Below are 24,350 nucleotides of genomic sequence, written 5' to 3'. Positions count from 1 at the left end.
CAGGTTATTTCTTATATGGCATAGATTCAAGAATTTCTTTAATAACAGCTGGGTCCACTACGTTTTCATACATAGTATTGAAAGTATGTTTCTCATCTTCAGTGGTTTGAGCATTAACAATAGCTTTCAACTTTTGCTTATATTCAGTATGACCAGCTTGGTACATGGCAGCATAACTTGACCAGAGAGCATATTGCTTTTGTGGATTATCATTACTTAATTTTTCGTATTGTGCCTGATATAGCTTAGCCGCTTTTTCATAACAGCTATTAATTTGGTTTTCTGGCTTTTGCAATTTTCTTTGAATTAGACACAGAGTTTCTTGAATGCTTGCCGTGCTATCTAAAGCGAGAATTTTTGTTGCCAAAATATTGGCTTCATTTAAATAACCTAGTTGCAGTAGTACTTTTAATTTCAACTTTTGCACTTGTATGCTTGAAACATTGTTATTTGGAAATTTCTTTAAAAGTTTTTCCAACTTTGCTTGTGTGGATGTAATGTCAGCTTCTGTCTGAAGAGAGTTCATAATTTCATTGAACTCTGCCACAAGTGGCTTTAATGCTTCATTTTGGTTATTAGATTGTTCACTCTGCACTTGGGTGATTTTGGTTGCACTATTAGGATTATTACACGCAGCAACCGCGGCACTTAATAATAGGATCGTTAATAGTTTATTCATAATTTTTTTATACCTGACGAGCCACGGAATTTTTAGTATTGCCGCACATTCCTATATCAGGATGCACAGCTCATACGATCAATAGCAATGTGAATGTATCTATCTGCGTTAGAGCACTTTAGAAAAAAGCCCCGAGGAATCAGGGCTTTTTAATTAATTACCTACTTCAACTTCGTAAATAGTTTTAAACGAAGTCTTTAGTTTTTCATCTTGAGTTCCATCAATGTACTTTTGCATTTTCTCTTTGTACTCTGGGTGTCCGCCTTTGTACTTGGCTAGTAAATAGGTAAATTCACCTTGCTTATAATCAGGATCTGTCTTATTTTCTGGCTTATCTAACTGTGCTTTTAAAATGTATGCTGCATCATCAAAGCATTGCGTAATCAAATGCTTATCTTCTTGCTGCATCGTAATAATCTGGCACTTAGATATATATAGAGCAGGATTTTCAGGGCGTTCTTTAATTTGTTTAGCATTTAATGCAAGAGCTTCATCATAATCTTGCAAGGTCATGTAGATGTTCATCTGCATAAATTCGCGTTTGTTTTTATCCGAGATTTTACTGACTTCAGGCAATACTTCCCTCATCTTATTTTGAAACTCTTCAAAGTTACCCTCACGGTAGTATTTGAAATAACTTTCATACTTATCAATGATTTTCTGATCTTCAGCAGAAACCTTCTTGATCACTTTCTCTTGTGGCTCTTTTTTCACATCTTTTGCTGAGTCGGTAGCGTTACTACAAGCGCTAGTAAATGCCGCAGTACAAATAATGGAAAGTAATAAAATGTTCTTCATGCTTTACGTCTTGATGCTGAGGTTATTGTGAATGTATAGGTTTTATAGGGTGGATTTGGAACAACTTTCCCGTTATCAAACTGTCCTTCAAAGCCCATTTCTAACTTAACCTTTATGGGTTGTAAGTCTGGTTCAGGAAGTGTGATTTCGCAACTTCCAACAGGTTGTCTATCATTTTCTGTATTCCAAAACCCTGGGCCAACTTTAAGCATAATTGGGCCGCCAATTTGTTGATCCTTTTTAAATAGGCGCAAAGTTCCACTCGTAAAGAGTTTTGCATCATTTTTTAACGAAGGAGGAATTAATGTTGCACTTACAAATAACTTTCTTTTTTCAATTTTATATGAGACTTCAAAAGAACATGCGCCTGACATCGCTTGCATCATAATACCAAATACACTTGCTTTATCTTGGTCATACGGCAATAGAAGATTTTTAAATTCGACAATCTCAGTCTTCTTATTCTCAATGTAGTAATTTTCGTACTCATCTTTCACAAAGCTATCAGTTGTAGGTTGCTTTTGAGACATTGGAGCTGGTGAGGATTTAGCTGCAGAAGATGGAGCGCCTCCGCCATTATCTTGAACAACTAAATTTTGTTGGGGTAAAAGTTTACAGCCACAAGAAAGTGAGTCATTAACTCGAGCAGCAGCTTTGCCAAAAATCTGCATACATGGATCGCCAGACACAATTGTTGCAACGACTTTATGTGTTGGGCATGTAGCTTTATCACCGACACAAGCAACGGCAATACCGTCAATTAGGAACATACTGTTCCCTGAGATTACTTGGCCGCCTCCAGTAGTGGGGCAGCCTATAGTTATATATGGGGTTGCCAAAACTTTTCCTTCTGATTTTCTTGAAGTGGCGGAATGATAGCAAAGAGGGGTAGACAGTGCTGTATAGTTTTATTTATCAGGATGCACAGTTCATACGATCAATAATAATGTAAATATCTCGATCTGTTTAAAGCACTTTAAAAAGCCCTGAATATTTCGGGCTTTTCATTTAAGTTTTACTTTAATGATTCTGGTACATAATTTGGTGAATCAGTACCATAAAATGACTCAATATATGCATCATACAAAGACTTATATCTATCTTTCGATGCGACATCTTTAGTCTCATCAATAAATTTCTGTATTTTAGCTTTATAGTCAGTGTGATCAGCTTTATACATTTCAGTTAAATATACAAATTCGGCGTCTTTGTACTGGGGATCATTTTTGCTAGATGATTTAATCAATTCGGTTTGTATGAGTTGCGCTGAAGCTTCGTGACACTGTTGAGTTTTTACTTTGGCCTCATTTAATTTTTCAAGCAATGTACATCTAAACATTATCCGTTGAGGCAAGGGTTTATCTTTGATCTGTTGCTCATTTAGCTCATAAGCTTCTTTGTACATTCCTGACAACATATAAATATTCATTAATGCCATTTCTCTTTGTTTCTTAGCAGTAACTTTCTTTATTTCAGGAATTAAAGGCTCTAAAGTTTGCTTTATCTTTTCATCTTCACCTGAGGTCACAGCTTCATTTGTGATAGAGTCATATCTATCTAAAATCGCTTTATCACTTGCTGATAGTTCAGTTTTTACGTTTTTAGAACTGTTTTTCGAAGTATCCATCTGTTCATTTGAAGCTTTACCACAAGCAGCAACTCCAAACACAGAAATGAGAACAATAGCACTGATTAATTTTCTATTCATGATTTACGTCGAAAAATAAGATCTTAAATTTATCATGAGGACACCTGTAAATTAGCAGGAAATGTCGCCTATGGATTGCTATTTAAGAAGTAAGGATTGGGCAGCTATATTTTTTAGGTATTTCGGTACTCTAGATATAGTAAGTTTATTAATGGCTAACAATAAATCTTGATCAATACTATTGAAGCCATATGTGTGACAAATATTCGTACAAAGATAGTTGAATAATTGAGCCGTAACTTCAGCATCTGCTTCTGCACGATGAGCTGTGCCATTAAACTTAATATTGAATAAGTCTGCCATTGCCCCAAGTCGATAACTGGGTTGATGAGGTAAAATACGGCGAGCAAGTTTCAAAGAACAAATGAGTCCATTGTGTGATGGATTTAACTCCTGTCGAATACTTTCTGCTTTTAGGAATTTCTCATCAAATCCTGCATTGTGAGCAAGTAAAGGATCTGTTCCAATAAAGTCCAATAGAGAAGGAATGACTTCTTCCACTAAAGGAGCATGATTAACCATATCTTGAGTAATACCAGTCAACTTTGTGATGTAGTATGGAATATTTACACCACAGTTTATTAATGAAACAAAACGTTCTGTGATTTCACCTTCTACAATACGTAAAGCCGCGACTTCTGTAATACGATCACCAGCCTCAGGGCTGACTCCTGTAGTCTCGAAATCAAGTACAATGATTGGCGAAACATTCATAAAACGCTTTCTCTATTAGAAATTAGGTATTAAAAGCACAACACTTTTCATCATAATAGCTTTAAGTCAAAGATAGCACTAAGTTAACTTATCTTAATATTGAAATGATATTAGTAAGTAATATGTTTAGCTGTTAGGTTATGCCGAGCACAGCCCATTTACACGGGCTTATAAAGAGTGGTCGGGTAAAACGCCACAACAAGCCCGAGAGGAAATGAATAACTGAGGCTAGAGTCTCTTAAAATAAGATGTGTATATGTTTTGAGTATTTATTCATCATTTAACGCACATTCAAAATTACTTGGGTTTTCTTTACATCTTACTTTCTTTAAAAAATTCATCATTTTAGGGTCGTAAATACCAGCCTTGGTTAGCTGTATACGTGCCTCGCGCATCATCTTCATATAGTTTACTTGTTCATTTTTAGGAATATCCATCCAGTATTTTGAAGGAATATCACTTTCATATTTAGCAATAATGCCAAACGTTCTATTTAATTGGCTGGCTACCCAAGTTCGAGACTTTTGCCCAAAACCTGCTGGAAACTGGTCTTTACGAATAATGAAGTTTGCTGAAATTTGAGTTAAAGGAAAACGAATGATTGCTCCTTTCTCACCTAAACCTTTGTGTAGTTCAAAAGGTTTAAATGCCACAATAGGAGCGGGCACAATATCAATTTCATGGTTATTAAACTTCGCACCGGCATTGGTGACGTCTACAGATACAGCCTGACCACCGACATGTTGAACAAGCTTGGGTTGGGCTTCATCATATTTAAACACCCCAATTTTTTTACCGGCAGCTTTAGCGAGAGTATTGATACTTCTATCATTAACAAACAAATATGCAGGGCCAATTGTCCCTAAACCTGCAATTTCGTAAGGACCTACAACCATATTTTTTGCGGCCATGGGTGATGACAACAGCTTATAGGCATTAATTGCCGTTTTCATATTTGTTAATGCGCCAACAGCATCTAAAGATCCTGTGTATTTATTAAACTGACGGCCACGTAAGCCACTAATAATAGCGCCATCACATTTTCCAACTTTTAAATCTTCAGCCGCAACGCGTTCATCAACATAGGCTTTTAAAGATAGATCTGCTCCCCAATTTTTGGCTTCAAGTGCATAGTCTTTGGCTAAAGCGAAAGCATCTCCCGATTTACCAATGGGGTCAAACACACACACGACTTGTTGTTTGGCATAAAGAGTTGTTGTTAAACATGTGCTTGCAATAAGTAAAATAGTTTTAAAACGATCCATATTTAATTATCCATTATTTAAATTATAAAAATTATTTTATAAATCTAGGTTAGATTAGATATGACATTTCAATAAGAATTTAAAGAGAAAAGGTCAAAAGATGGATTTGGTTCAGAATGTCATTTAATGATTTGTTAGAATATTTATTGTCCGATTTGCGGACAAAAATCTCATAAATCGGTATTTTCTCTATTCTTTTTATATCCTTAAATAAACTTAAAAATTAGTTTATCCATTCCACAATGGAGATTAATTTATGGAAATCTTAAAAACAAAAAATGCAATTATGGACTCAAGGCTAACGAGCCTAACTCATAGTGAAATAGAGATTTTTGCGAATAGTGCAAGGCATCGTAGAGACCTGTCTAAGTGTATCAAGAGCAACAAAACTGTAGTCAATGGATAGACCTCAGTACTCAAAGACTTGATGCAAAAAGATCAACAAGAAGATTAGAAAACGATTATTAGAATTTAAATGATTTTTTGGAGTTAACAATGAGATTTAAAAAAGGATTTTTAGCACTTAGCCTAGGTTTACTCTTTATAAACTTGGGATGTGCAAACAATGATAGTGATGACAATAATACTGCTGCAAGTATTTATATTAATGGAAAAATTTATACTGCCAAAGATAAAGACTCCCTTCAACAAGCTATCGCAATTGCCCATGACGGAACCATCCTAAAAGTTGGTAGCAACGAAGAAATCAAAAAAATTGCAGATAACAATACACAAGTTATCGATCTTGATAATAAAGTCTTAATGCCAGGCTTAATTGATAGCCATATTCATGCCTTGGCTTCTGGTGTGGAGGCGATATTAGCCACAATGGATAGCGGTGATACCACCATAGATATTTCTAAAGTTGAAGCAAAACTTAAACAAGCTAGTCTCGATGGTACGGGGGTTGCTGGAGATGTTCTATTTTTAAATGGTTTGTCATCAGAATATTGGGAATTGGCCGACCAACTCTCAAATGTATTTAATAATAATGAATGGAAAGATCGTCCTATTGCTTTAGTCGGTAGTGACCATCATACAGCTTGGGCAAACCAAGCACTCCTAAAGAAAGCTGGTATAGATGCAAACTTCATTCAGCAATTAAGCCTAAATGACCAGCAAAATGTTGCACATAATGAAAACTTTGAACCCACTGGATTTGTGATTGACTCTGGCTGGGATATGGTGAGTGATAAAATTCCATCTGTATCACATGATCTGCTTTATAAAGGCTCGAAAGAAGCAGTCAAATACTATAACAGTTTGGGTCTCACGGCATGGATGGATATCGCTGCAAACGCCAGTCCAAATAAAGGAATTACCAATATTAAAAATACAGAGGAAACCCTAGGGATGATTCCAATGTATAAAGAATTATCTCAAAAAGGAGAGTTAACAGCACGAGTTTCTGGTTTACATGTCATTAACTCAAAAAGTACACCTCAAGTTTTTAACATCATTGAGTCAATCAATAGCAAATATAAAAACATAGATAACTTTAATTTAGTCGGTGTGAAAGTATTCGCTGATGGCGTATTAGAGATTCCAGCGCAATCGGCTGCATTACTTGGTCGGTACTCTAATAGTAACAAGCAAGGGACTTTGTTATTTGACCCAAATACTTTTAAGTTAGTTGTTGATGAAGCAGATAAACGAAATATGATTGTTCATATTCACGCTGTTGGGGATAGAGCTGTACAGGAATCTTTAAATGCCTTTGAGTATGCTCGCTCAAAGCGTCAGAGCAACGTCCCTCATAGCATTACCCATCTACAACTCGTTGACCCTAACGACTATAAGCGCTTTAAACAAAACAATGTGATTGCTTCGATGCAATTGGCATGGGCCTATGAGGACAGTTTTAACAAAGAACTGGTAAAACCTTATATCGATGCAACTTCTTATAAGGGCATGTATCCTGCACATTCGTTGTTAATTAACGGCGCGACCATTGCAGGTGCAAGTGATGCACCAGTTTCAACAGCCAATCCTTTTGTCGCCATGGCGACTGCAATTACACGAAAAGGAAGTGAAGGCGAAGTTTTAAACCCAGCAGAAGCCATTGATCGAGATACAGTCTTTAAGGCCTATACGATTAATTCAGCGAAAGCGCTTTATTTAGATAAAAGCATTGGTACGCTCGAGCCGGGCAAAAAGGCCGATATGATTTTAGTAGATAGAGATATTTTTAACGTTTCGCCTGAACAGTTGGCTGAAACAAAAGTGGTGTGGACCATTTTTAATGGAAAGAAAGTTTATCAACAATAAACTAGAAAGCTTTGTATCTTTAGATTGAATGAAAATCAAAGATACAAAGCTTAAGCAAAATCAGTTATTTGATTTTGAAAGGATCTTCAACTGCTGGGGTGCCGACATTATCCCAAAAGTTTTGTAGTACAAACCCATATTCCGATAAGTTCTCTTTGAAAGGCTCAAGCATTTGATCTGCTGATGGCTTTTTCCAGTCAGCCTGTAATTCACAAGCTAGACTAAAGGTCGTTACTGGTTCTGCACCTGCATTTGCCATGCGTAATGTAGCGGCCTGAACTTCATATTGATTCCATGCGCCACATGCATCAATGACTGGGTAGACTTTATATCCATCATTTAATAGCGATAGTGTCGGGAAAGTACAGCAAGTACCAATGGTTACGCCTGCAATAATAATATGGGTTCGACCTGTTGCTTCTAGCAAATTAATAAGTGCTTTACGAAAAGTCGGATCTTCGTATGCATTAATGATCCCTGTACGTCGATAAATTGAATTATCAGGGAACAATGATTTAATTTCTGGGAGAGTATCGCCGTTTTGCCATTGTGCGTTTGATGATGTAATGAGTGTTGGAATATTAAGAGCTTTGGCCGTACGTGCTAAACCAAGAACATTACTTTTTAATTCAGCGAGACTCGACGTATCACGAACACTCGCCATTAAACCAACTTGATGATCAATAAGTAATAAAACTGTATTCTCTGGGGTTGGTTTATCGTAAGCAAATAAACCTAGATTTTTTGCTTCTTTTGGTGAGTTTTTATTCGCTTTTATAGTATCAGTAATGGGGCTGATAATATCTTCTGCACGGATTGATGTAGTCATTTTTAACTCCGAAGAATAATTTGAGACGAGAAAGTACGGAACTTAGATTTAAGACAATCTAAGTTCTGATTTGGATGTTTAGGCCAAATGGATTAAATAGTGTTTAAAAAATCAAGACTTAACTGAAGCGCTGAATGTGAAATGGTATGTCCCGTAGCGGGTAAAATATTCAACTCAACATTTAAGTTTGCTGCACGCATTTGTTGATATGTACTTTGGCTTTCAGTGGGAGAAATAACGGCGTCTGACTCACCATGAATTAATAAAACTTTCGTGTTTTTATTAATTTCATTATTGATTGGGCTTGCCAATCTTCCAGCGATGCTAATCAGCCCAGCAATAGGCCAACGCCCTGAAACGACTGCATCTAAAGCCATTATTGAACCTTGAGAAAATCCTAAAAAAACGACTTTATCTAGGTGGTTTTCTAATTGGTTTTGGGTAATGATCTCTTGAATTTTTTGATCAAAATGAGCTCTGGCTTCTTTAATCCGACTAAAGCGATTCTCCTCATTAACCCCAGCGATACTAAACCACTGATAGGCCTCTTTACTGTTCATAAAGCTAAAAGGAGCATTGGGTGCGACAAAATTTAAATTAGAATGATTGGTCTTAAAAAATTCTCCAACTGCTTCTAAGTCTTCACCATTACTACCTACGCCGTGTAATAAAATTATAAATAGATCTTTCATTTTAATATCCTGAATGAGCTGAATATTTGGTGTTTAGATGCCATTCATGCAATGGCATCTCATCTATTAACGAGCTTAGTTTTTAAAAGATTTACTTAAAGAAAACGGTCCATCACCAATGAGTGCGAGAGCAACTAAAGAAATAATCCACATAAATGGGAATTCCCAGCCACCATTCGGGTTTGTAAAAAAGAAACCAGCTGCACCATGTACAGTAAATATTGCACCCAATAAGACAGGAATCAGTGCAATGGCAACAATTCGAGGTTTAAAACCAACGAATAATAATATTGCTCCTAAAATCTCCCAGAGAATAGTCACATATGCCATCCATCCCGGAACTCCAACAGATTGAAAAAATTGTGCTGTGCCTGCTGGTGTAAACACAAATAGTTTAAGACCAGCATGGGCAAAGAAATAAAGCGCTAAGGTTATACGGAGTAGTAATGCCGCATAAGGAGCGGTGTTTGATGTATTCATTTTCTATCTCGATGAGAATTAACTTGATGAATACATACTACTGTTGATTTTTTAAGTGATTAAGTAGGCTGAAATTGAATATTTATTTCTATTTTGGAAATAATTACTCGTAAATTTCCCATTCGGCAGGGTACGCATATTGCTCTTTTAAATAATCAATTAGGGTTCTCACCTTGTTGGCTAGGTGTTTTGCTGGTGGGTAAACCGCATAGAGACCTCTTCGCGGTAATTCATAGTCTTCTAAAATAGGAATAATCTTTTTGTCGATAAGTGCATCTTTTAAAATAAACATGGGTAATCTGGCGATGCCAAGTCCTGCTATGGTTGCAGCTAAACAGGCTTCTGTATTCGCAAAATGAATCCGACCATTTACATTGATTGTATGTAATACATTCGAAGGTGATTTTTCAAAAAAAGCCCATTCATACGGATCTTTAAAGTTTGTATCTATGATACAGGAATGAGATTCTAGGTCTTGAAGGCTTTGAGGATAGCCAAATTTTTCTAAGTATAGGGGAGATGCGACCAATACAAATCTAATTTGAGATAATGGAGTCGCAATTAAATTATTATCTTTAAGCTCTCCAATTCGAATGGCGATATCAAACCCTTCTTCAATGACATTCACCGTACGGTCAGTAAAGCTCACATCTAATTCAATTTGACTATATTTCTGGGCAAAGTTAACCAGTGTTTTGCTTAATTGTACTGTTCCGAAAGAGTTAGGCGCACTTATTTTTAGTTTACCTACTGGGGCGCGAGATTGATTTTTAATACTAATTTCAATTTCATCAAACTCTGCCATAAGTTGCTTAATTCGGTGGTAATAAGCTAATCCGAGTTCTGTGGGCTTCAATGAGCGTGTCGATCTTTTTAGCAGCTGTACGCCTAATTCGTTCTCTAGTTTTGAAATGAGCTTGGATGCTTGTGCGACGCTTGTATTTAAATTTTCGGCAGCTTTAACAAAACTTCCTTGCTCAATGATCGAAATAAACATGCGATTACATTCAAGTCTATTCATATAGATTTATTTTTACTTAAATTCGTAATCGTAGTTTTAGCATAAAAAATTTGGATAAGTTAACTAGGTAAAATTAAAACGTGAGAGTAACGCTATAAATTATTTTAAATATAGAGAACGTTTAAAAACTTTTACTCAGTAAAGAAAAAATGAGTAACATGAAACCTTAGAAGATTTATCATACATAACATCTATGAAGAAAAACTCAAAACTCGACCAAGATAAGCTCTTTATTAAATTGTTATTTAAGTCCAACTCTGAAGTGACGGAGGATGAAATTGAGTACTATCGAAAATATCCCGATCAGATCGATCAAGTCACAGCTCCTCTAAACATTCATAAAATATTCTTGTGGGCTGGTGCTTTATTGGGTGTTATCGTGGTTGCCATAGCTAAATTTCTTAAGTTTTCTGGCACCTTAGATTTCCTATCTGAAGGCGTATTAGAGTTTGTTATAGATATTATTTATGAAACTGGCATTGCCTTAATTGGAGCCGCAGCTACAGCCTTTATGCTGGGTGTTTTATTGAATAAGCAACAAGAAAATGCCACAAAATGGCGTGAAGAAATTCGTAGAAGAGTAAAAGAAAGTGAAGAATAATTTTATAACTCAGCGTTTTTACTTATCCATCAAAATTTTTATGGTGAAAGTGCTTTTTGAGCCATGATTGCTATAGTGAATAGAACCTTTAAGCGCAATCACGATTGCATGTACAACAGCTAATCCTAAGCCTGTGCCACCAAACTCTTTATTTCTTGACTCTTCTAATCTAAAAAAGGGTTTAAATAGATCATCTTGGAACTCAGTTGCGATGCCGGGGCCTTCATCTTCAATTTTTAATATCCAGTTTTCTGAGACCACTTCTGAAGAGATCTTAAGTTTTCCTGCATTTGAATAACGAATAGCATTATCAATTAACGCAATTAAAACTTGCTCAATACGGCGACGGTCACAAAATACAGGTGTAGTGGTTAAATCAAGTTCTGGCTTTAAGTTTGCTTGTTCTAGGCGGTCTTCAAAGGCCTTGAGAACTTTTTCAATCACAGACTTAAAATCTAATAACTCATAATTTAATCTTAACTGTTGATTCTCAACTAAACTTATCGTTCGTAAGTCTTCAACTAAATGAGATAAACCTTCAACTTGATTTAAAAGACTTTTAAATAGAATTTCATCAGGCTTAAAAACGCCGTCAATTATGCCTTGCAGGCGGCCTTGTAAAATGGTGATTGGAGTTCTTAACTCATGAGCGATGGCAGCATTCCAAACCTGTGCATTTTCCACAGAAACTTCTAGTTTTTGAGCCATATCATTAAAATTATGTAAAAGCTCAGACATTTCAGCCGAGTGAATTCTGTTGTCGTAAGCTCTAGCAGAGAGATCGCCCTGACTAATTTTTTTGGCTGCTTCGGCTAAGAAATTAATGGGTAGAATAAAACGTTTTGCGAGATGCATGCCGATCACGAGTGAAATAAGACAGCCACACAAGATGACAGTAGATAACCAAATCCAATCTATAAAATGAAAATTAGTCCAATCCTCTTGTAGAGAGTCTAAAGTGAGCCAACCTTTTTCAATGGCATAGTTATAAATAAGGTATCCCAGCAACATAGAAAACAGGGTAACGCTTAAATTAACAATACTGAAAGCAATAAAAAGCTGCTTACTGATTCCTAACTTACTTTTCATAAAATATTTCCTAGCCATATTTTTATATTATTTAGACATCATCTTTGACAGCTAGTGGATTATCGAGTCGATATCCTACGCCACGCACATTAACTAACATTTGAAGTATTCCTTGTTCTTCTAGTTTTTTTCTAAGCTTACTCACATGGCTATCTACAGTTCGTTCTAGTGCATCACTATCGTTCATGCAATGATTCATGAGTTCACCACGAGTAAATACCTTGTGGGGCTGGTCAATCATGAAGGAAATGATTTTATATTCAGTCAGGGTAAGATTAAGCAATATTTTCTTGTTTTGAGCATGAAGATAAACACTATGCGTATCTGTATCAATTTCAATATCTTTGTAGATCTTATTTTTGTTAAATGGCTTGTTTGTTAGCTGAGTCCGTCTTAAGACTGCCTGAACTCTAGCGATGACTTCATTTGGGTTAAATGGTTTAACAACAAAGTCATCTGCACCAACTCGTAATGCCATGACCTTATCAATATCTTGATCTAGTGCCGTTAGCATAATCACGGGCGTCTGAGCTTTTTGACGTATTTTATTTAACACTTCCCAGCCGTTGAGCTCGGGTAATTTAATATCAAGTAAAATCAAATCAATGGGTTGGCTAGAGTGCAATTCAATGGCTTGCTTTCCATTCATAGCACGAATAACAACCATTCCTTCACGTTTTAAATAATTTTCAATAATGTCGCCAATGTCGTAATCATCTTCTACAACGAGGATAACTTTATCGTGACAATCAAAAGAAAAAGAACGATCAAACATAGAAATTTGGCTATATAAAATGCTTCAACTCATCATACGCTAAATTATTGGTACTTCTCCACACTTACTCCACACTTTAGTGACGATTGCTACACACTCATCAAAAATAATGTCAGCATCGAAAACTCACTTGGTTTGGACAGTATGCAAAAGCATCTTTTACTTCCTTTATTTTTATCTATTGGGCTGATATTACAGGGGTGTGGTTCACAAGAAACGGCTCAAGCTGAGCCAGCACCAGCGAAAGTAAGTGTATTAAGCATTCAATCGCAATCAGTTAATTTTAGTGAAAATCTTCCTGCACGCGTACAAGCATTCCGTACTGCTGAAATTCGACCGCAAGTCGGAGGAATTATTGAAAGAGTTTTATTTAAACAAGGTAGTGAAGTTAGAGCAGGCCAAGCTTTATATAAAATTAATTCTGAAACCTTTGAAGCAGATGTAAATAGCAATAGAGCTTCACTTAACAAAGCTGAGGCAGAGGTTGCGAGACTGAAAGTTCAATTAGATCGCTATGAGCAGCTCTTACCAAGTAATGCAATTAGTAAGCAAGAAGTGAGTAATGCTCAAGCTCAATATCGTCAGGCTCTCGCTGATGTTGCGCAAATGAAAGCATTGCTCACCAGACAAAATTTGAATCTGCAATATGCAACTGTTCGAGCGCCGATTTCTGGTCGTATTGGGCAATCTTTTGTCACTGAAGGCGCATTGGTTGGTCAAGGTGATGCGAATACCATGGCCACAATCCAACAGATTGATAGAGTCTACGTCGATGTAAAACAATCAATTAGTGAATACGAGCGTCTACAAGCGGCTTTAAAAACTGGTGAGTTATCTGCAAACAGTGAAAAAACGGTTCGTATTTCTAATAGCCACGGACAGGAATATAACGTCACAGCAAAAATGTTGTTTGAAGATATTAATGTTGACCCTGAAACAGGTGATGTGACTTTCCGTATTGAAGTAAATAATACCGAGAGAAAACTACTTCCGGGTATGTATGTGCGAGTCAATATTGACCGAGCTTCTATTCCACAAGCCTTGTTAGTTCCAGCCCAAGCGATTCAGCGCAATATCAATGGTGAGCCTCAGGTCTATGTGATCAATGCAAAAGGCTCGGCTGAGATTCGTCCTATTGAAATTGGACAGCAATATGAACAGTACTATATCGCCAACAAAGGCTTGAAAGTCGGTGACAAAGTCGTTGTTGAAGGTATGGAGCGTATCCAGCCAAATCAAAAACTTGCAATGACCACTTGGAAAAAGCCTGCATCAGAAAATAGTGCTTCAAATGTAGAAACAAAACTGTCTACAAATCAAGGAGCTCAACCATGATGTCTCAATTTTTTATTCGACGTCCTGTTTTTGCATGGGTGATCGCGATATTTATCATATTGTTTGGGTTACTTAGTATTCCAAAATTGCCGATTGCTCGTTTCCCTAGTGTAGCGCCTCCTCAAGTAAACATTAGTGCGACTTATCCGGGAGCAACAGCAAAGACCATTAACGATAGTGTTGTCACTTTAATTGAGCGAGAATTATCGGGTGTAAAAAATCTACTTTACTATAGTGCGACAACCGATACTTCGGGCACAGCAGAAATTTCTGCAACCTTTAAACCGGGTACAGATGTCGAAATGGCTCAGGTCGATGTCCAGAATAAAATTAAGGCTGTTGAAGCACGCTTACCACAGATTGTGCGGCAGCAAGGTTTACAGGTTGAAGCATCATCTTCAGGCTTCTTGATGCTGGTGGGTATTAACTCTCCTAATGGCCAATATTCAGAAGTAGATTTAAGTGATTATCTGGTTCGAAATGTCGTAGAAGAACTAAAGCGTGTTGAAGGCGTTGGTAAAGTCCAATCTTTCGGTGCAGAGAAAGCCCTACGCATTTGGGTCGATCCAAATAAATTGGTTTCTTATGGTTTATCAATTAGCGATGTAAACAATGCAATTCGTGAAAATAATGTTGAAATTGCACCGGGGCGCCTAGGCGATTTACCTGCAAATAAAGGTCAACTGATTACGATTCCATTGTCAGCGCAAGGTCAGCTATCAAGCGTAGAGCAATTTAGGAATATCAGCTTAAAAAGCAAAACTAACGGAAGTGTAATTCGTCTGTCAGATGTCGCAAATGTTGAAATCGGATCACAAGCCTACAACTTTGCTATTTTAGAAAATGGTAAACCGGCTACCGCTGCCGCAATCCAGTTAAGCCCGGGTGCTAACGCAGTAAAAACAGCAGAAGGTGTTAGAGCAAAAATTGAAGAATTAAAGTTGAACTTACCAGAAGGCATGCAGTTTAGTATTCCTTACGACACCGCGCCGTTTGTTAAAATTTCAATTGAAAAGGTAATTCATACATTACTTGAAGCGATGGTTCTGGTTTTCATTGTGATGTATTTGTTCTTACACAATGTACGCTATACGCTCATTCCAGCCATTGTTGCACCTATTGCTTTGCTCGGTACTTTTACCGTGATGCTGCTTGCCGGCTTTTCGATTAACGTACTCACCATGTTCGGTATGGTGCTCGCCATCGGTATTATTGTCGACGATGCGATTGTCGTCGTTGAAAACGTCGAAAGGATTATGGCGACTGAAGGATTAAATCCTAAAGAAGCAACATCTAAGGCAATGAAAGAGATTACCAGTCCTATTATTGGTATTACCTTAGTATTGTCTGCTGTGTTTTTGCCAATGGCTTTTGCGAGTGGTTCGGTCGGGATCATTTATAAACAATTTACGCTGACCATGTCCGTGTCTATTTTATTCTCGGCTTTATTGGCGCTCATTTTAACACCTGCACTTTGTGCAACCATTTTAAAACCAATTGATGGTCATCATCAGAAGAAAGGCTTCTTTGCATGGTTTGACCGTAGCTTTGACAAAGTGACGAAAAAGTATGAGTTGATGCTACTTAAAATCATCAAACATACGGTTCCAGTGATGATGATCTTTGTGGTGATTACAGGCATTACTTTTGCAGGAATGAAGTATTGGCCAACAGCATTTATGCCAGAGGAAGATCAAGGCTGGTTTATGACGTCTTTCCAATTACCATCAGATGCAACGGCAGAACGTACTCGAAATGTAGTGAATGAATTTGAAAATTCGCTTAAAGACAAACCCGATGTCAAAAGTAATACGACGATTATGGGATGGGGTTTTAGTGGTGCAGGACAAAACGTAGGTGTTGCTTTCACGACTTTAAAAGATTTCAAAGAGCGTACTTCTTCGGCAACTGAAATGACAAATGCAGTCAATGCATCAATGGCGAACAGTTCGGAAGGTGAAACAATGGCAGTACTTCCACCTGCTATTGATGAATTGGGTACATTCTCAGGCTTTAGTTTACGTTTACAAGATCGTGCAAACTTAGGCATGCCTGCTTTATTGGCTGCCCAAGACCAACTTATGCAGATGGCTGCCAAGAACAAAAAGTTCTATATGGTTTGGAATGAAGGTTTACCACAAGGTGACAATATTTCTTTAAAAATTGACCGTGAAAAACTTAATACCCTTGGTGTTAAATTCTCGGACGTTTCAGACATCATTTCAACCTCAATGGGTTCAATGTATATCAATGATTTCCCGAATCAGGGGCGTATGCAACAAGTGATTGTACAAGTTGAAGCTAAATCACGTATGCAACTCAAAGATATCTTGAACTTGAAAGTGATGGGTTCGAGTGGGCAATTGGTTTCTTTGTCTGAAGTGGTAACGCCTCAATGGAACAAAGCACCGCAACAATATAATCGTTATAACGGACGACCATCTTTAAGTATTGCCGGCATTCCTAACTTCGATACATCTTCGGGTGAGGCGATGCGTGAAATGGAACAGTTGATTGCTAAGTTGCCTAAAGGCATTGGCTACGAATGGACTGGTATCTCTTTACAAGAAAAGCAGTCTGAATCTCAAATGGCCTTTTTACTTGGTTTATCAATGCTCGTTGTTTTCCTCGTATTGGCTGCACTTTATGAAAGCTGGGCGATTCCACTGTCTGTGATGTTGGTTGTACCACTTGGTATTTTCGGTGCAATCATTGCCATTATGTCGAGAGGCCTAATGAATGACGTGTTCTTCAAAATTGGACTCATTACGATTATTGGTCTATCCGCAAAGAACGCCATCTTGATTGTTGAGTTTGCGAAGATGCTAAAAGAAGAAGGCATGAGTTTGATTGAAGCCACAGTTGCAGCAGCCAAACTTCGTTTACGACCAATCTTGATGACTTCTCTTGCTTTTACATGCGGTGTAATTCCTCTAGTCATTGCAACAGGTGCAAGTTCTGAGACTCAACATGCTTTAGGTACTGGTGTATTTGGGGGCATGATCTCGGCAACGATTCTGGCTATTTTCTTTGTTCCCGTGTTCTTCATCTTCATTTTGGGCGTCGTAGAAAAGCTATTTTCATCTAAGAAAAAAATCTCATCTTAAGTTAAATGCGTCAGGGGAAATACTCCATTTCCTCTGATGCGTCCTATGCTCAACTCATTTTATTATTTGGAGAATACTATGTCGAAAGTGGCAATCGTATCTCGTGGACTCGTTGTTTCTGCACTTTCTGTTGCACTCGTCGCATGTGTAAATATGCAAGCACCACAGCCGACAGCGATTTCTCATATTCCTCAAAATTTTGCTCAGAATTCCTCAGGAACCACCATTGCGGAGAAAAGTTATAAAGAGTTTATTTCTGATCCTAAATTATTACAGGTCATTGAAATAGGGCTAAACAATAATCGGGATTTACGGACTGCTACGCTTAATATTGAGCGTGTACAGCAACACTATCAAATCACAAAAAATAGCCAGCTCCCGACTATTGGGGTAACTGGAAATGCAGTGCGGCAGGTTAGCCCATCTATTAACCCCAATAACCCAGTTTCTACATTTCAAGTGGGCTTAGGAATGACTGCCTATGAGCTAGACTTTTGGGGTCGTGTTCAAAATTTAAAGGATGCAGCATTAAATAACTATCTTGCAACTCAAAGCGCGAAAGAAGCTGTACAAATTGGTCTAATCAGTAACATCACGCAGGTCTGGTTAAATTATGCTTTTGCACAAGCCAATTTAAATCTTGCTGAGCAGACTTTAAAAGCGCAAGTCGATGCTTATAACCTAAACAAGAAGCGCTTTGATGTTGGTATTGACAGTGAAGTGCCACTAAAACAAGCACAAATTTCTGTAGAGACTGCTAGAAATGATGTCGCAACTTATAAGACTCAAATTCTACAGGCAAAAAATCTACTAGATTTGTTAGCAGGTTCTCCTATTCCTGAAAACTTACTTCCAAGCGATTCAATTAAAAATATTACCCTTGAGAAGAATTTTGCAGCGGGTTTACCAAGTGATTTGTTAAATCATCGTCCAGATATTAAAGCGGCTGAATATGGGTTGCGAGCGGCAGGTGCAAACATTGGTGCTGCGAAGGCTCGAATGTTCCCAACCATAAGCCTTACTGGTTCTACAGGTTATGCGTCGACTGAACTTAAAGATTTATTTAAGTCGGGTAATTTTGCATGGTCAATTGGTCCAAGCATTGATCTACCAATTTTTGATTGGGGAACAAGAAAGGCGGGTATTAAAATTGCTGAAATAGACCAAAAAGTTGCTTTATCAGAATATGAAAAGTCTATTCAAACAGCCTTTAAAGAAGTGAATGATGCGCTTGCTACCCATGCACATATTGAAGAACGTCTAGATGCCCAGCGCCGTTTAGTATCTGCCACATCTGCAACATATAAACTTTCAATGGCACGTTATAAAGCTGGAGTTGATAGTTATTTTACGGTTTTAGATGCACAACGCTCTGCGTATGCAGCACAGCAAGGCTTACTGACACTTGAACAGGTCAAATTAAATAACCAAATTGAAATTTATAAAGTTTTAGGAGGGGGATTATCTAAAGAATCATAATAATTGTAATTCATATTTCTAGTTGAAGCTTGTTCCAATCTCTTAAATCAGCGCAAATGAAAAAAGAGTATCTTCAACTAGAAAACTTAAAAAACAAAATGATTATTCAATTTTACTTAAGACTTTCCTTAATTATGTAATTAAATGAAAAACAATAATTAATTAAATAATTTATAGCCAATTTCACATTGACACCTTAATTTTTGAAGATTACCATTTGCCTGCTGGCCACATTGCCAGTCGGTCGTCGCAGACCGCATAATAACTCCCGCATCAGAGCCATTCCTTCTGAGGAACAGCCTTGTGTGGTGAACTACTCGTTCCCTCCCGTAGCGGTAGGACGGGAGAGGGACACCTACGGGTGTGCTAGTTTGAGTTATTACTAGTCTGCGAACCCTCTTCCGTTCTGCCACCATAATTTAAAATGTCTGGCAGAACTCCCTATAGAAGGAGTTGGCTTTGCACATTCATTATTTCTTGGCAGTCCTTGCCAAAAGCTATAACGACACAACTTAAAAATTTAAAGCAGCTTGATCACCAAAAGGTTTTCAGGCTTTAAGTCATTACGACTCAAAAAATTTGCATCAACAATAAAACTTGAGATGTGCCAAGCACAGTCTTACGGCTTTGCTATGCCTTTTTTCTCCCAGAAAAGTATCTCTTTTAGAAACAACAAGAATTTATAACGGTAAAACTATGTCAAATTTAGAAATCTCTTCCAAAAAATTACAGGTTATTCGCACGGCGATACGCTTATTTACCAGCCATGGTTTTCACACAGCGGGAATAGACCTGATTGTGAAAGAATCTGAAATAACCAAAACCACTTTTTATAATTATTTTGCCTCAAAAGAACGCCTGATTGAAATGTGTATTGCCTTTCAAAAGAGACTCCTTAAAGAAGAAGTACTGTCAATTATTTACTCAAACCGTTACTACACTTCAAGCGATAAACTCAAAGAAATTGTGCGCTTACATGTCTGTTCTAATAACCTGTACCACTTATTACTCAAAGCCATATTTGAAATTAAACTCGTTTATTCGCAGGGTTACCGCATGGCGATTGAATATCGAAAATGGCTACTTCATGAGATTTTTGATCTGATTTTTAGTCTAGAAACTTGTGCATATAAACCCGATGCCCAAATGGTGTTAAACCTAATCGATGGCTTGATGATGCAATTTCTAAGTTCCAATAGTTTGGAAGAGATAGATGTCATCCTAGAGCAGTTTTTTAAAACAAGCATTTGAATATAAAAGAATAATTTAAAAATATGGTGTGATGAGTAAATCATGAGCGCTTTCTGATCAGCCGAAAAAGTTAATGTTTTGACTTTTGGGGGCGAATATTGTTATTTTGTTTTACGTTATTCATAAATTAATTATGAATAACGTAATTAAAATGAAAATAATTGAAAGCGCAACATGGAGAAAGGATGACCATGAAAGAAGTTGCATTAAGTGATCTGATCAATCAGCAGAAAGTTGGACGTTATCAGAAATTTATTTTGTTCACCTGTTTATTGCTAATGATTATGGATGGGTATGACATTCAGTCCATGGCTTACGCAGCCCCAATGATTATAGAAGAATGGGGCGTTCATAAAACCATGCTAGGCGTTGTGTTTAGCGCCAGCTTATTTGGTTTGTTTGTTGGATCATTTTTATTAAGTTCACTTTCGGATCGTTTTGGCCGCCGTTCCATATTACTGATCTCAACCTTTATGTTCTCCATATTGATGCTGGTAACACCACATGTCGGCAACATTGAGCAATTGACTGCAATCCGCTTTGTTACAGGAATTTTTTTAGGAGGTATCATGCCAAATGTCATGGCTTATAGCTCCGAAATTGTTCCATATCAATCTCGTATTTTCACCATGATGGTCATTTCTTGCGGTTATACGGTCGGGGCAATGTTGGGAGGAGGCATATCAGCCTTGTTAGTTCCTTGGGGAGGATGGCAGGCGATTTTCTATTTTGGCGGTATTGTTCCTTTAATTATTTTCTTTATCACGTTCTTTAAGTTACCAGAGTCTTTATATTTTTTAAGTGAAAATAGTAAAAATACGCCCAAGATTTTGTTTTGGTTAAAGAAGTTTTATCCTGCATTAACATTTAATTCAGAGATGAAAATCATTAATACTACTGAAGTTCAGGTTAAGAAGTCACCGCTTGAGTTATTTAAAAATAAGCGTGCGTTTTTTACCTATTCCATCTGGATCATCAGTATTTTAAATATGATCAGTCTCTATTTTCTGGCGAACTGGCTACCGACTTTGTCTAAAGAGTCAGGGCTGTCATTAAATCAGGCATTGATGATCGGCTCAACTCTACAATTAGGCGGTACGATCGGTAGTGTTGTGATGGGTCTTAAAATCGATAAAACTGGATTTTATAAAGTACTAATTCCTGTTTTTTTAGTTGCAGTGATTAGTGTTGCTTTAATTGGCTATGCTGTTAGCCATATTGTTTTATTATTTGTCATCATTTTTATTGCGGGCTTTGCGATTGTTGGTGGGCAACCTGCTATTAATGCGCTGTCTGCGAGTTATTACCCAGTTTCACTTCGTACCACTGGGGTGGGCTGGAGTATTGGGATTGCCCGTTTGGGTTCGGTCATTGGGCCGTTATTTGGTGGTTATCTTTCTCAATTTCTGGTCATTACCCATTTATTTGTGATTGCGGCAATACCTTCGTTGTTCGTTATTATCATGCTGATGATTCAGGCCAAGTACCGATCATAAGGTTAACTATATACATAAAAGTTATGGGGATAATGGCTTCAAATAAGCTGATTAGATAGATTCCTAATCAGCTTATTTTCATATGTTTATTGATGACTATAAAATTTTATTTCGCCTTTGGATGGCTTAAAACATTTGCTAAAAAGTTGATTTGTTCATCTAATAGTTTTGTTTGCCATGTTCCGCTGTAAAAATCAAAATGATCGATTGGGTATTCCGCTAATTCAACTTTACCACTTGCTAAATTAGCGGACTTGCGTGCAGCTTCAGGTGGAGCAACTTGATCATTTGAACCAACTTGTACCAGTAAAGGACACTTTATTTGACGAGCGAAATTAATTGGTCGATTTCTTGCAACTTCTAAAGCTGTACGGGCACATACTTCGTTACGCCATGTTGGTCCAGCCATCGATTTATAAGAAGTTTCTGCCCCTGGTGTACTAATCATGGCTGCCGTGCCAGGCTGCCCAACAATTGGAATAACATGTGCTTCTTGGCCTAACAGTGAGCGGGCTAAGTCTTTTAAACCGTGAGCCACGGCAACTGTTAACTGCTTAAGCCCGCCGTAACGTAAGATCTGGGTAAGGGCGGCTAAACCATCTGTAGCTGGATTCATAGATATTACAGCTGAGATTTTTGGGTCTTGAGCTGCAACGACCATTACGTGTCCACCAGAATAAGACGTGCCCCAAAGTGCGATACGGTTTCGATCTACATTGGGTAAGCTTCGCACAGCTGCGATTGCTGCATGATAGTCTTCACGTTGATTTTTATAGGACACATTCTGTCTTGGAAAACCATCAGATTCTCCAAAACTACGATAATCGAATATAAATGTATCAAAGCCTGCTTTGCTAAATGGCTCTGCAAAATGTAATAACCCTGTATCTTTTGTACCTCCGAAGCCATTTCCCATAATAATGCAGGGGCGCCCTCGAGAGCTTTTGTACTTATCGGATGTGGTCGGGATATACCAAGCCGAACATGTAATTCCTTTATTGGTAAATTTAATATTTTCCATAATGTTTACCTAATATATTTAGTCTCTTATTTAGGTTTTACTTAAATAAGAGACCTTAATTTTGAGGGTAGTATTAAGCTTTGATCTTCAATTCATCTGAATTTGACTCTGGAACAACTGCCAATTTTTTCTTAGGTAAAAGAGCAGTGAAATGTAATGCTTTATCGACAACAGGACCTTTGTTGAGCCTTTCTAAATCAAACTCATAATCATGTTGAAATTCCCATGGTCCTTCTGTTCCTGCCTTAGGGAACTGAGCTAAACCACGTTGAACATATCCCGGACTCAAATCAACAAAAGGAACTCGCTTCATGTCTTTATTAGCAATCACTGGCGTAAATGTTCCGTATTTATTCTCATCCATGTAGTCAAGTAGACGGCAGAAGTATCGCCATACTAGATCTACTTTTAAGGTCCATGCGATGTTGGTATAACCAAATGCAAAGGCAAAATTTGGAATATCAGATAGCATCATAGACTTATAAATGGTGGTATCTGGATAATCGATTTTCTTACCATCGACAGTCAGTTGAATCTTGCTGAATGCCAGCATGTTTAAACCCGTTGCAGTAATAATAATATCTGCTTCAAGTGTTTTACCTGACTTCAGTAAGATTCCATCTTTAGTAAAGCGGTCAATATGATCTGTCACAACAGAAGCTTTGCCCGAAGAAATTGCTTTAAACATGTCTCCATCTGGTACAACACATAAGCGTTCATCCCATGGATTGTATTTTGGCGAGAAATGAGTTGCGACATCAAAACCTTTAGGCAGTCTGCGTTTTACATCTGCAATCAGTAGGCGGCGCATCACATCTGGAAAACGGCGACTTAATTTATACATTCCTCGGCTGAGTGCAATATTTTTCTTGCGAATAATTTCATATGCACGTTGAGGCGAGAGAACTTTATTTAAAGCCAGTGCAATAGGGTCGACACTTGGCATCGCAATCACATAACTAGGTGATCTTTGAAGCATGGTGATATGTTCAACATCTTTAGCCATAGCTGGGATTAAGGTTACCGCTGTAGCTCCACTGCCAATTACGACAACTTTTTTGCCTGAATAGTTGAGGTTTTCTGGCCAGTGTTGAGGATGAACGATTTGACCTTTGAAGTCTTCGCTTCCCTGAAACTCAGGCGAATAACCATTATTATAATCGTAGTAACCTGTGCCCATAAGCAGGAAGCGTGAACGTAAGGTGACTAAATTTTTTTGGTCTTTTTGTTTGACTTTATCAGTCCAAATGCCTTCACTTGATGAAAATTCTGCACTCGTTACATAGCTGTTAAATTGAATATGTTGGTCAATACCATTTTCAGTAAGGGTTTCCTGCAAATAATCACAGATCATTTGCGCGCTACCGAAAGTCCTTTTTTCGGTCCAAGGCTTAAAACCAAATGCAAAAGACTGCATATCTGAATCGGAGCGGATGCCAGGGTAGCGGAATAGGCTCCAAGTGCCACCGATTTTTTCTCGGCCTTCTAGAATTAAAAAGCTTGAATTAGGACGATATTTCTTTAAATGGTACGCTGCGCTAATACCAGCAATCCCTGCGCCAATGATTAAAACATCAGTAGTAGTAACTTGTTCTGATGTATTCATATCTTATTCCTCTCTACAAATTTCAGTAAATTGAGCATCAGTTAGATTTTCTAAGATGATGAATTTATTAATCTTCATTTTCCCTGATCCATGGAACTGATGAACAAACGCCTTACTTAAGCTCAGTATGTTTTCA

At 37.6% G+C, this 24,350-nt stretch carries 21 protein-coding genes and 1 pseudogene; 8 read left to right on the top strand and 14 right to left on the bottom strand.

The annotated features are described in order from the left end of the window. Positions 1 to 4 precede the first annotated feature (4 nt). From F886_RS11870 to F886_RS11850, 5 genes are all read right to left on the bottom strand, one after another. Positions 5 to 679, bottom strand: a complete 675-nt coding sequence (locus F886_RS11870; protein WP_005305433.1) for a hypothetical protein — start codon at positions 677 to 679, stop codon at positions 5 to 7. A gap of 153 nt (positions 680 to 832) precedes the next feature. Beyond that, positions 833 to 1,477: a tetratricopeptide repeat protein gene (locus tag F886_RS11865; RefSeq protein WP_005305431.1), complete on the bottom strand. Its 645-nt coding sequence runs from the start codon at positions 1,475 to 1,477 to the stop codon at positions 833 to 835. Beyond that, positions 1,474 to 2,316 carry a PAAR domain-containing protein gene (locus tag F886_RS11860; protein WP_034591132.1) on the bottom strand — a complete coding sequence of 281 codons (843 nt, stop codon included), beginning with the start codon at positions 2,314 to 2,316 and terminating at the stop codon, positions 1,474 to 1,476. The genes F886_RS11865 and F886_RS11860 overlap by 4 nt, the downstream gene beginning before the upstream one ends. 176 nt (positions 2,317 to 2,492) lie before the next feature. Next, positions 2,493 to 3,185, bottom strand: coding sequence for a hypothetical protein (locus F886_RS11855; protein ID WP_005305425.1), 693 nt, complete (start codon positions 3,183 to 3,185; stop codon positions 2,493 to 2,495). A 78-nt stretch (positions 3,186 to 3,263) separates the two neighbouring features. Then, a complete protein-coding gene (locus F886_RS11850; RefSeq protein WP_005047075.1) occupies positions 3,264 to 3,899 on the bottom strand; it encodes a 3'-5' exonuclease in 636 nt (211 codons plus the stop codon). A gap of 130 nt (positions 3,900 to 4,029) precedes the next feature. On the opposite strand from F886_RS11850, the pseudogene F886_RS20245 reads away from it, so the two are divergent. Next, positions 4,030 to 4,125 (top strand): annotated as a pseudogene (locus tag F886_RS20245) (hypothetical protein); the annotation flags it as partial. 43 nt (positions 4,126 to 4,168) lie between these two features. On the opposite strand, the gene adeT1 reads toward F886_RS20245, so the two are convergent. Next, positions 4,169 to 5,164: a putative multidrug efflux protein AdeT1 gene (gene adeT1 / locus F886_RS11845; RefSeq protein WP_005305422.1), complete on the bottom strand. Its 996-nt coding sequence runs from the start codon at positions 5,162 to 5,164 to the stop codon at positions 4,169 to 4,171. 495 nt (positions 5,165 to 5,659) lie between these two features. On the opposite strand from adeT1, the gene F886_RS11840 reads away from it, so the two are divergent. Beyond that, positions 5,660 to 7,432 (top strand): amidohydrolase, encoded by a 1,773-nt coding sequence (locus F886_RS11840; RefSeq protein ID WP_005305419.1) that lies wholly within the window; start codon positions 5,660 to 5,662, stop codon positions 7,430 to 7,432. Between the two features lie 64 nt (positions 7,433 to 7,496). On the opposite strand, the gene F886_RS11835 is transcribed toward F886_RS11840, so the two are convergent. The 4 genes from F886_RS11835 to F886_RS11820 all read right to left on the bottom strand — a co-directional run bounded on the left by F886_RS11835 (position 7,497) and on the right by F886_RS11820 (position 10,430). Continuing rightward, entirely contained in the window at positions 7,497 to 8,261 is a 765-nt protein-coding gene (locus F886_RS11835; RefSeq protein ID WP_005305417.1) for an isochorismatase family protein, read from the bottom strand. A 92-nt stretch (positions 8,262 to 8,353) separates the two neighbouring features. Beyond that, entirely contained in the window at positions 8,354 to 8,953 is a 600-nt protein-coding gene (locus tag F886_RS11830) for an alpha/beta hydrolase (RefSeq protein WP_005305415.1), read from the bottom strand. 75 nt (positions 8,954 to 9,028) lie between these two features. Beyond that, the gene (locus F886_RS11825; RefSeq protein WP_005305413.1) at positions 9,029 to 9,433 is read right to left on the bottom strand and encodes a DoxX family protein; all 405 of its coding nucleotides are present in this window, start codon (positions 9,431 to 9,433) and stop codon (positions 9,029 to 9,031) included. A 103-nt stretch (positions 9,434 to 9,536) separates the two neighbouring features. Continuing rightward, complete coding sequence (locus tag F886_RS11820; RefSeq protein WP_005305411.1) at positions 9,537 to 10,430, bottom strand: LysR family transcriptional regulator; 894 nt, start codon at positions 10,428 to 10,430, stop codon at positions 9,537 to 9,539. A gap of 217 nt (positions 10,431 to 10,647) precedes the next feature. Here F886_RS11820 and F886_RS11815 point away from each other — a divergent pair, with 217 nt between their 5' ends. Continuing rightward, entirely contained in the window at positions 10,648 to 11,055 is a 408-nt protein-coding gene (locus F886_RS11815) for a hypothetical protein (RefSeq protein ID WP_005305407.1), read from the top strand. Between the two features lie 18 nt (positions 11,056 to 11,073). Here F886_RS11815 and adeS read toward each other — a convergent pair whose 3' ends face one another. Continuing rightward, positions 11,074 to 12,144, bottom strand: coding sequence for a two-component sensor histidine kinase AdeS (gene adeS, locus F886_RS11810; protein WP_005305404.1), 1,071 nt, complete (start codon positions 12,142 to 12,144; stop codon positions 11,074 to 11,076). Positions 12,145 to 12,175: 31 nt separating this feature from the next. Next, complete coding sequence (gene adeR, locus F886_RS11805; protein ID WP_005305401.1) at positions 12,176 to 12,919, bottom strand: efflux system response regulator transcription factor AdeR; 744 nt, start codon at positions 12,917 to 12,919, stop codon at positions 12,176 to 12,178. Between the two features lie 144 nt (positions 12,920 to 13,063). Between adeR and F886_RS11800 the strand changes: the two genes are divergently transcribed. The 5 genes from F886_RS11800 (at position 13,064) to F886_RS11780 (ending at position 21,587) form a co-directional block, all read left to right on the top strand. Further along, on the top strand, positions 13,064 to 14,254 hold the full coding sequence (locus F886_RS11800) for an efflux RND transporter periplasmic adaptor subunit (protein WP_005305397.1): 1,191 nt from the start codon (positions 13,064 to 13,066) through the stop codon (positions 14,252 to 14,254). Continuing rightward, positions 14,251 to 17,361 (top strand): multidrug efflux RND transporter permease subunit AdeB, encoded by a 3,111-nt coding sequence (gene adeB, locus F886_RS11795; protein WP_005305395.1) that lies wholly within the window; start codon positions 14,251 to 14,253, stop codon positions 17,359 to 17,361. Before F886_RS11800 ends, adeB begins: the two co-directional genes overlap by 4 nt. 78 nt (positions 17,362 to 17,439) lie before the next feature. Further along, on the top strand, positions 17,440 to 18,840 hold the full coding sequence (gene adeC, locus F886_RS11790; protein ID WP_005305392.1) for a multidrug efflux RND transporter AdeABC outer membrane channel subunit AdeC: 1,401 nt from the start codon (positions 17,440 to 17,442) through the stop codon (positions 18,838 to 18,840). Positions 18,841 to 19,536: 696 nt separating this feature from the next. Then, the gene (locus tag F886_RS11785) at positions 19,537 to 20,091 is read left to right on the top strand and encodes a TetR/AcrR family transcriptional regulator (protein ID WP_005305390.1); all 555 of its coding nucleotides are present in this window, start codon (positions 19,537 to 19,539) and stop codon (positions 20,089 to 20,091) included. A gap of 191 nt (positions 20,092 to 20,282) precedes the next feature. Beyond that, positions 20,283 to 21,587, top strand: coding sequence for an MFS transporter (locus F886_RS11780; protein ID WP_005305386.1), 1,305 nt, complete (start codon positions 20,283 to 20,285; stop codon positions 21,585 to 21,587). A 106-nt stretch (positions 21,588 to 21,693) separates the two neighbouring features. On the opposite strand, the gene F886_RS11775 is transcribed toward F886_RS11780, so the two are convergent. Beyond that, a complete protein-coding gene (locus tag F886_RS11775) occupies positions 21,694 to 22,608 on the bottom strand; it encodes an alpha/beta hydrolase (RefSeq protein WP_005305384.1) in 915 nt (304 codons plus the stop codon). Between the two features lie 73 nt (positions 22,609 to 22,681). Further along, complete coding sequence (locus tag F886_RS11770; RefSeq protein ID WP_005305381.1) at positions 22,682 to 24,214, bottom strand: flavin-containing monooxygenase; 1,533 nt, start codon at positions 24,212 to 24,214, stop codon at positions 22,682 to 22,684. Positions 24,215 to 24,350: the final 136 nt, after the last annotated feature.

The organism is Acinetobacter sp. NIPH 542, assembly GCF_000369825.1.
Lineage (GTDB): Bacteria > Pseudomonadota > Gammaproteobacteria > Pseudomonadales > Moraxellaceae > Acinetobacter > Acinetobacter oleivorans.
Note: the sequence above shows the minus strand (reverse complement) of the source record. Positions and strands in the feature narration are given on the sequence as shown.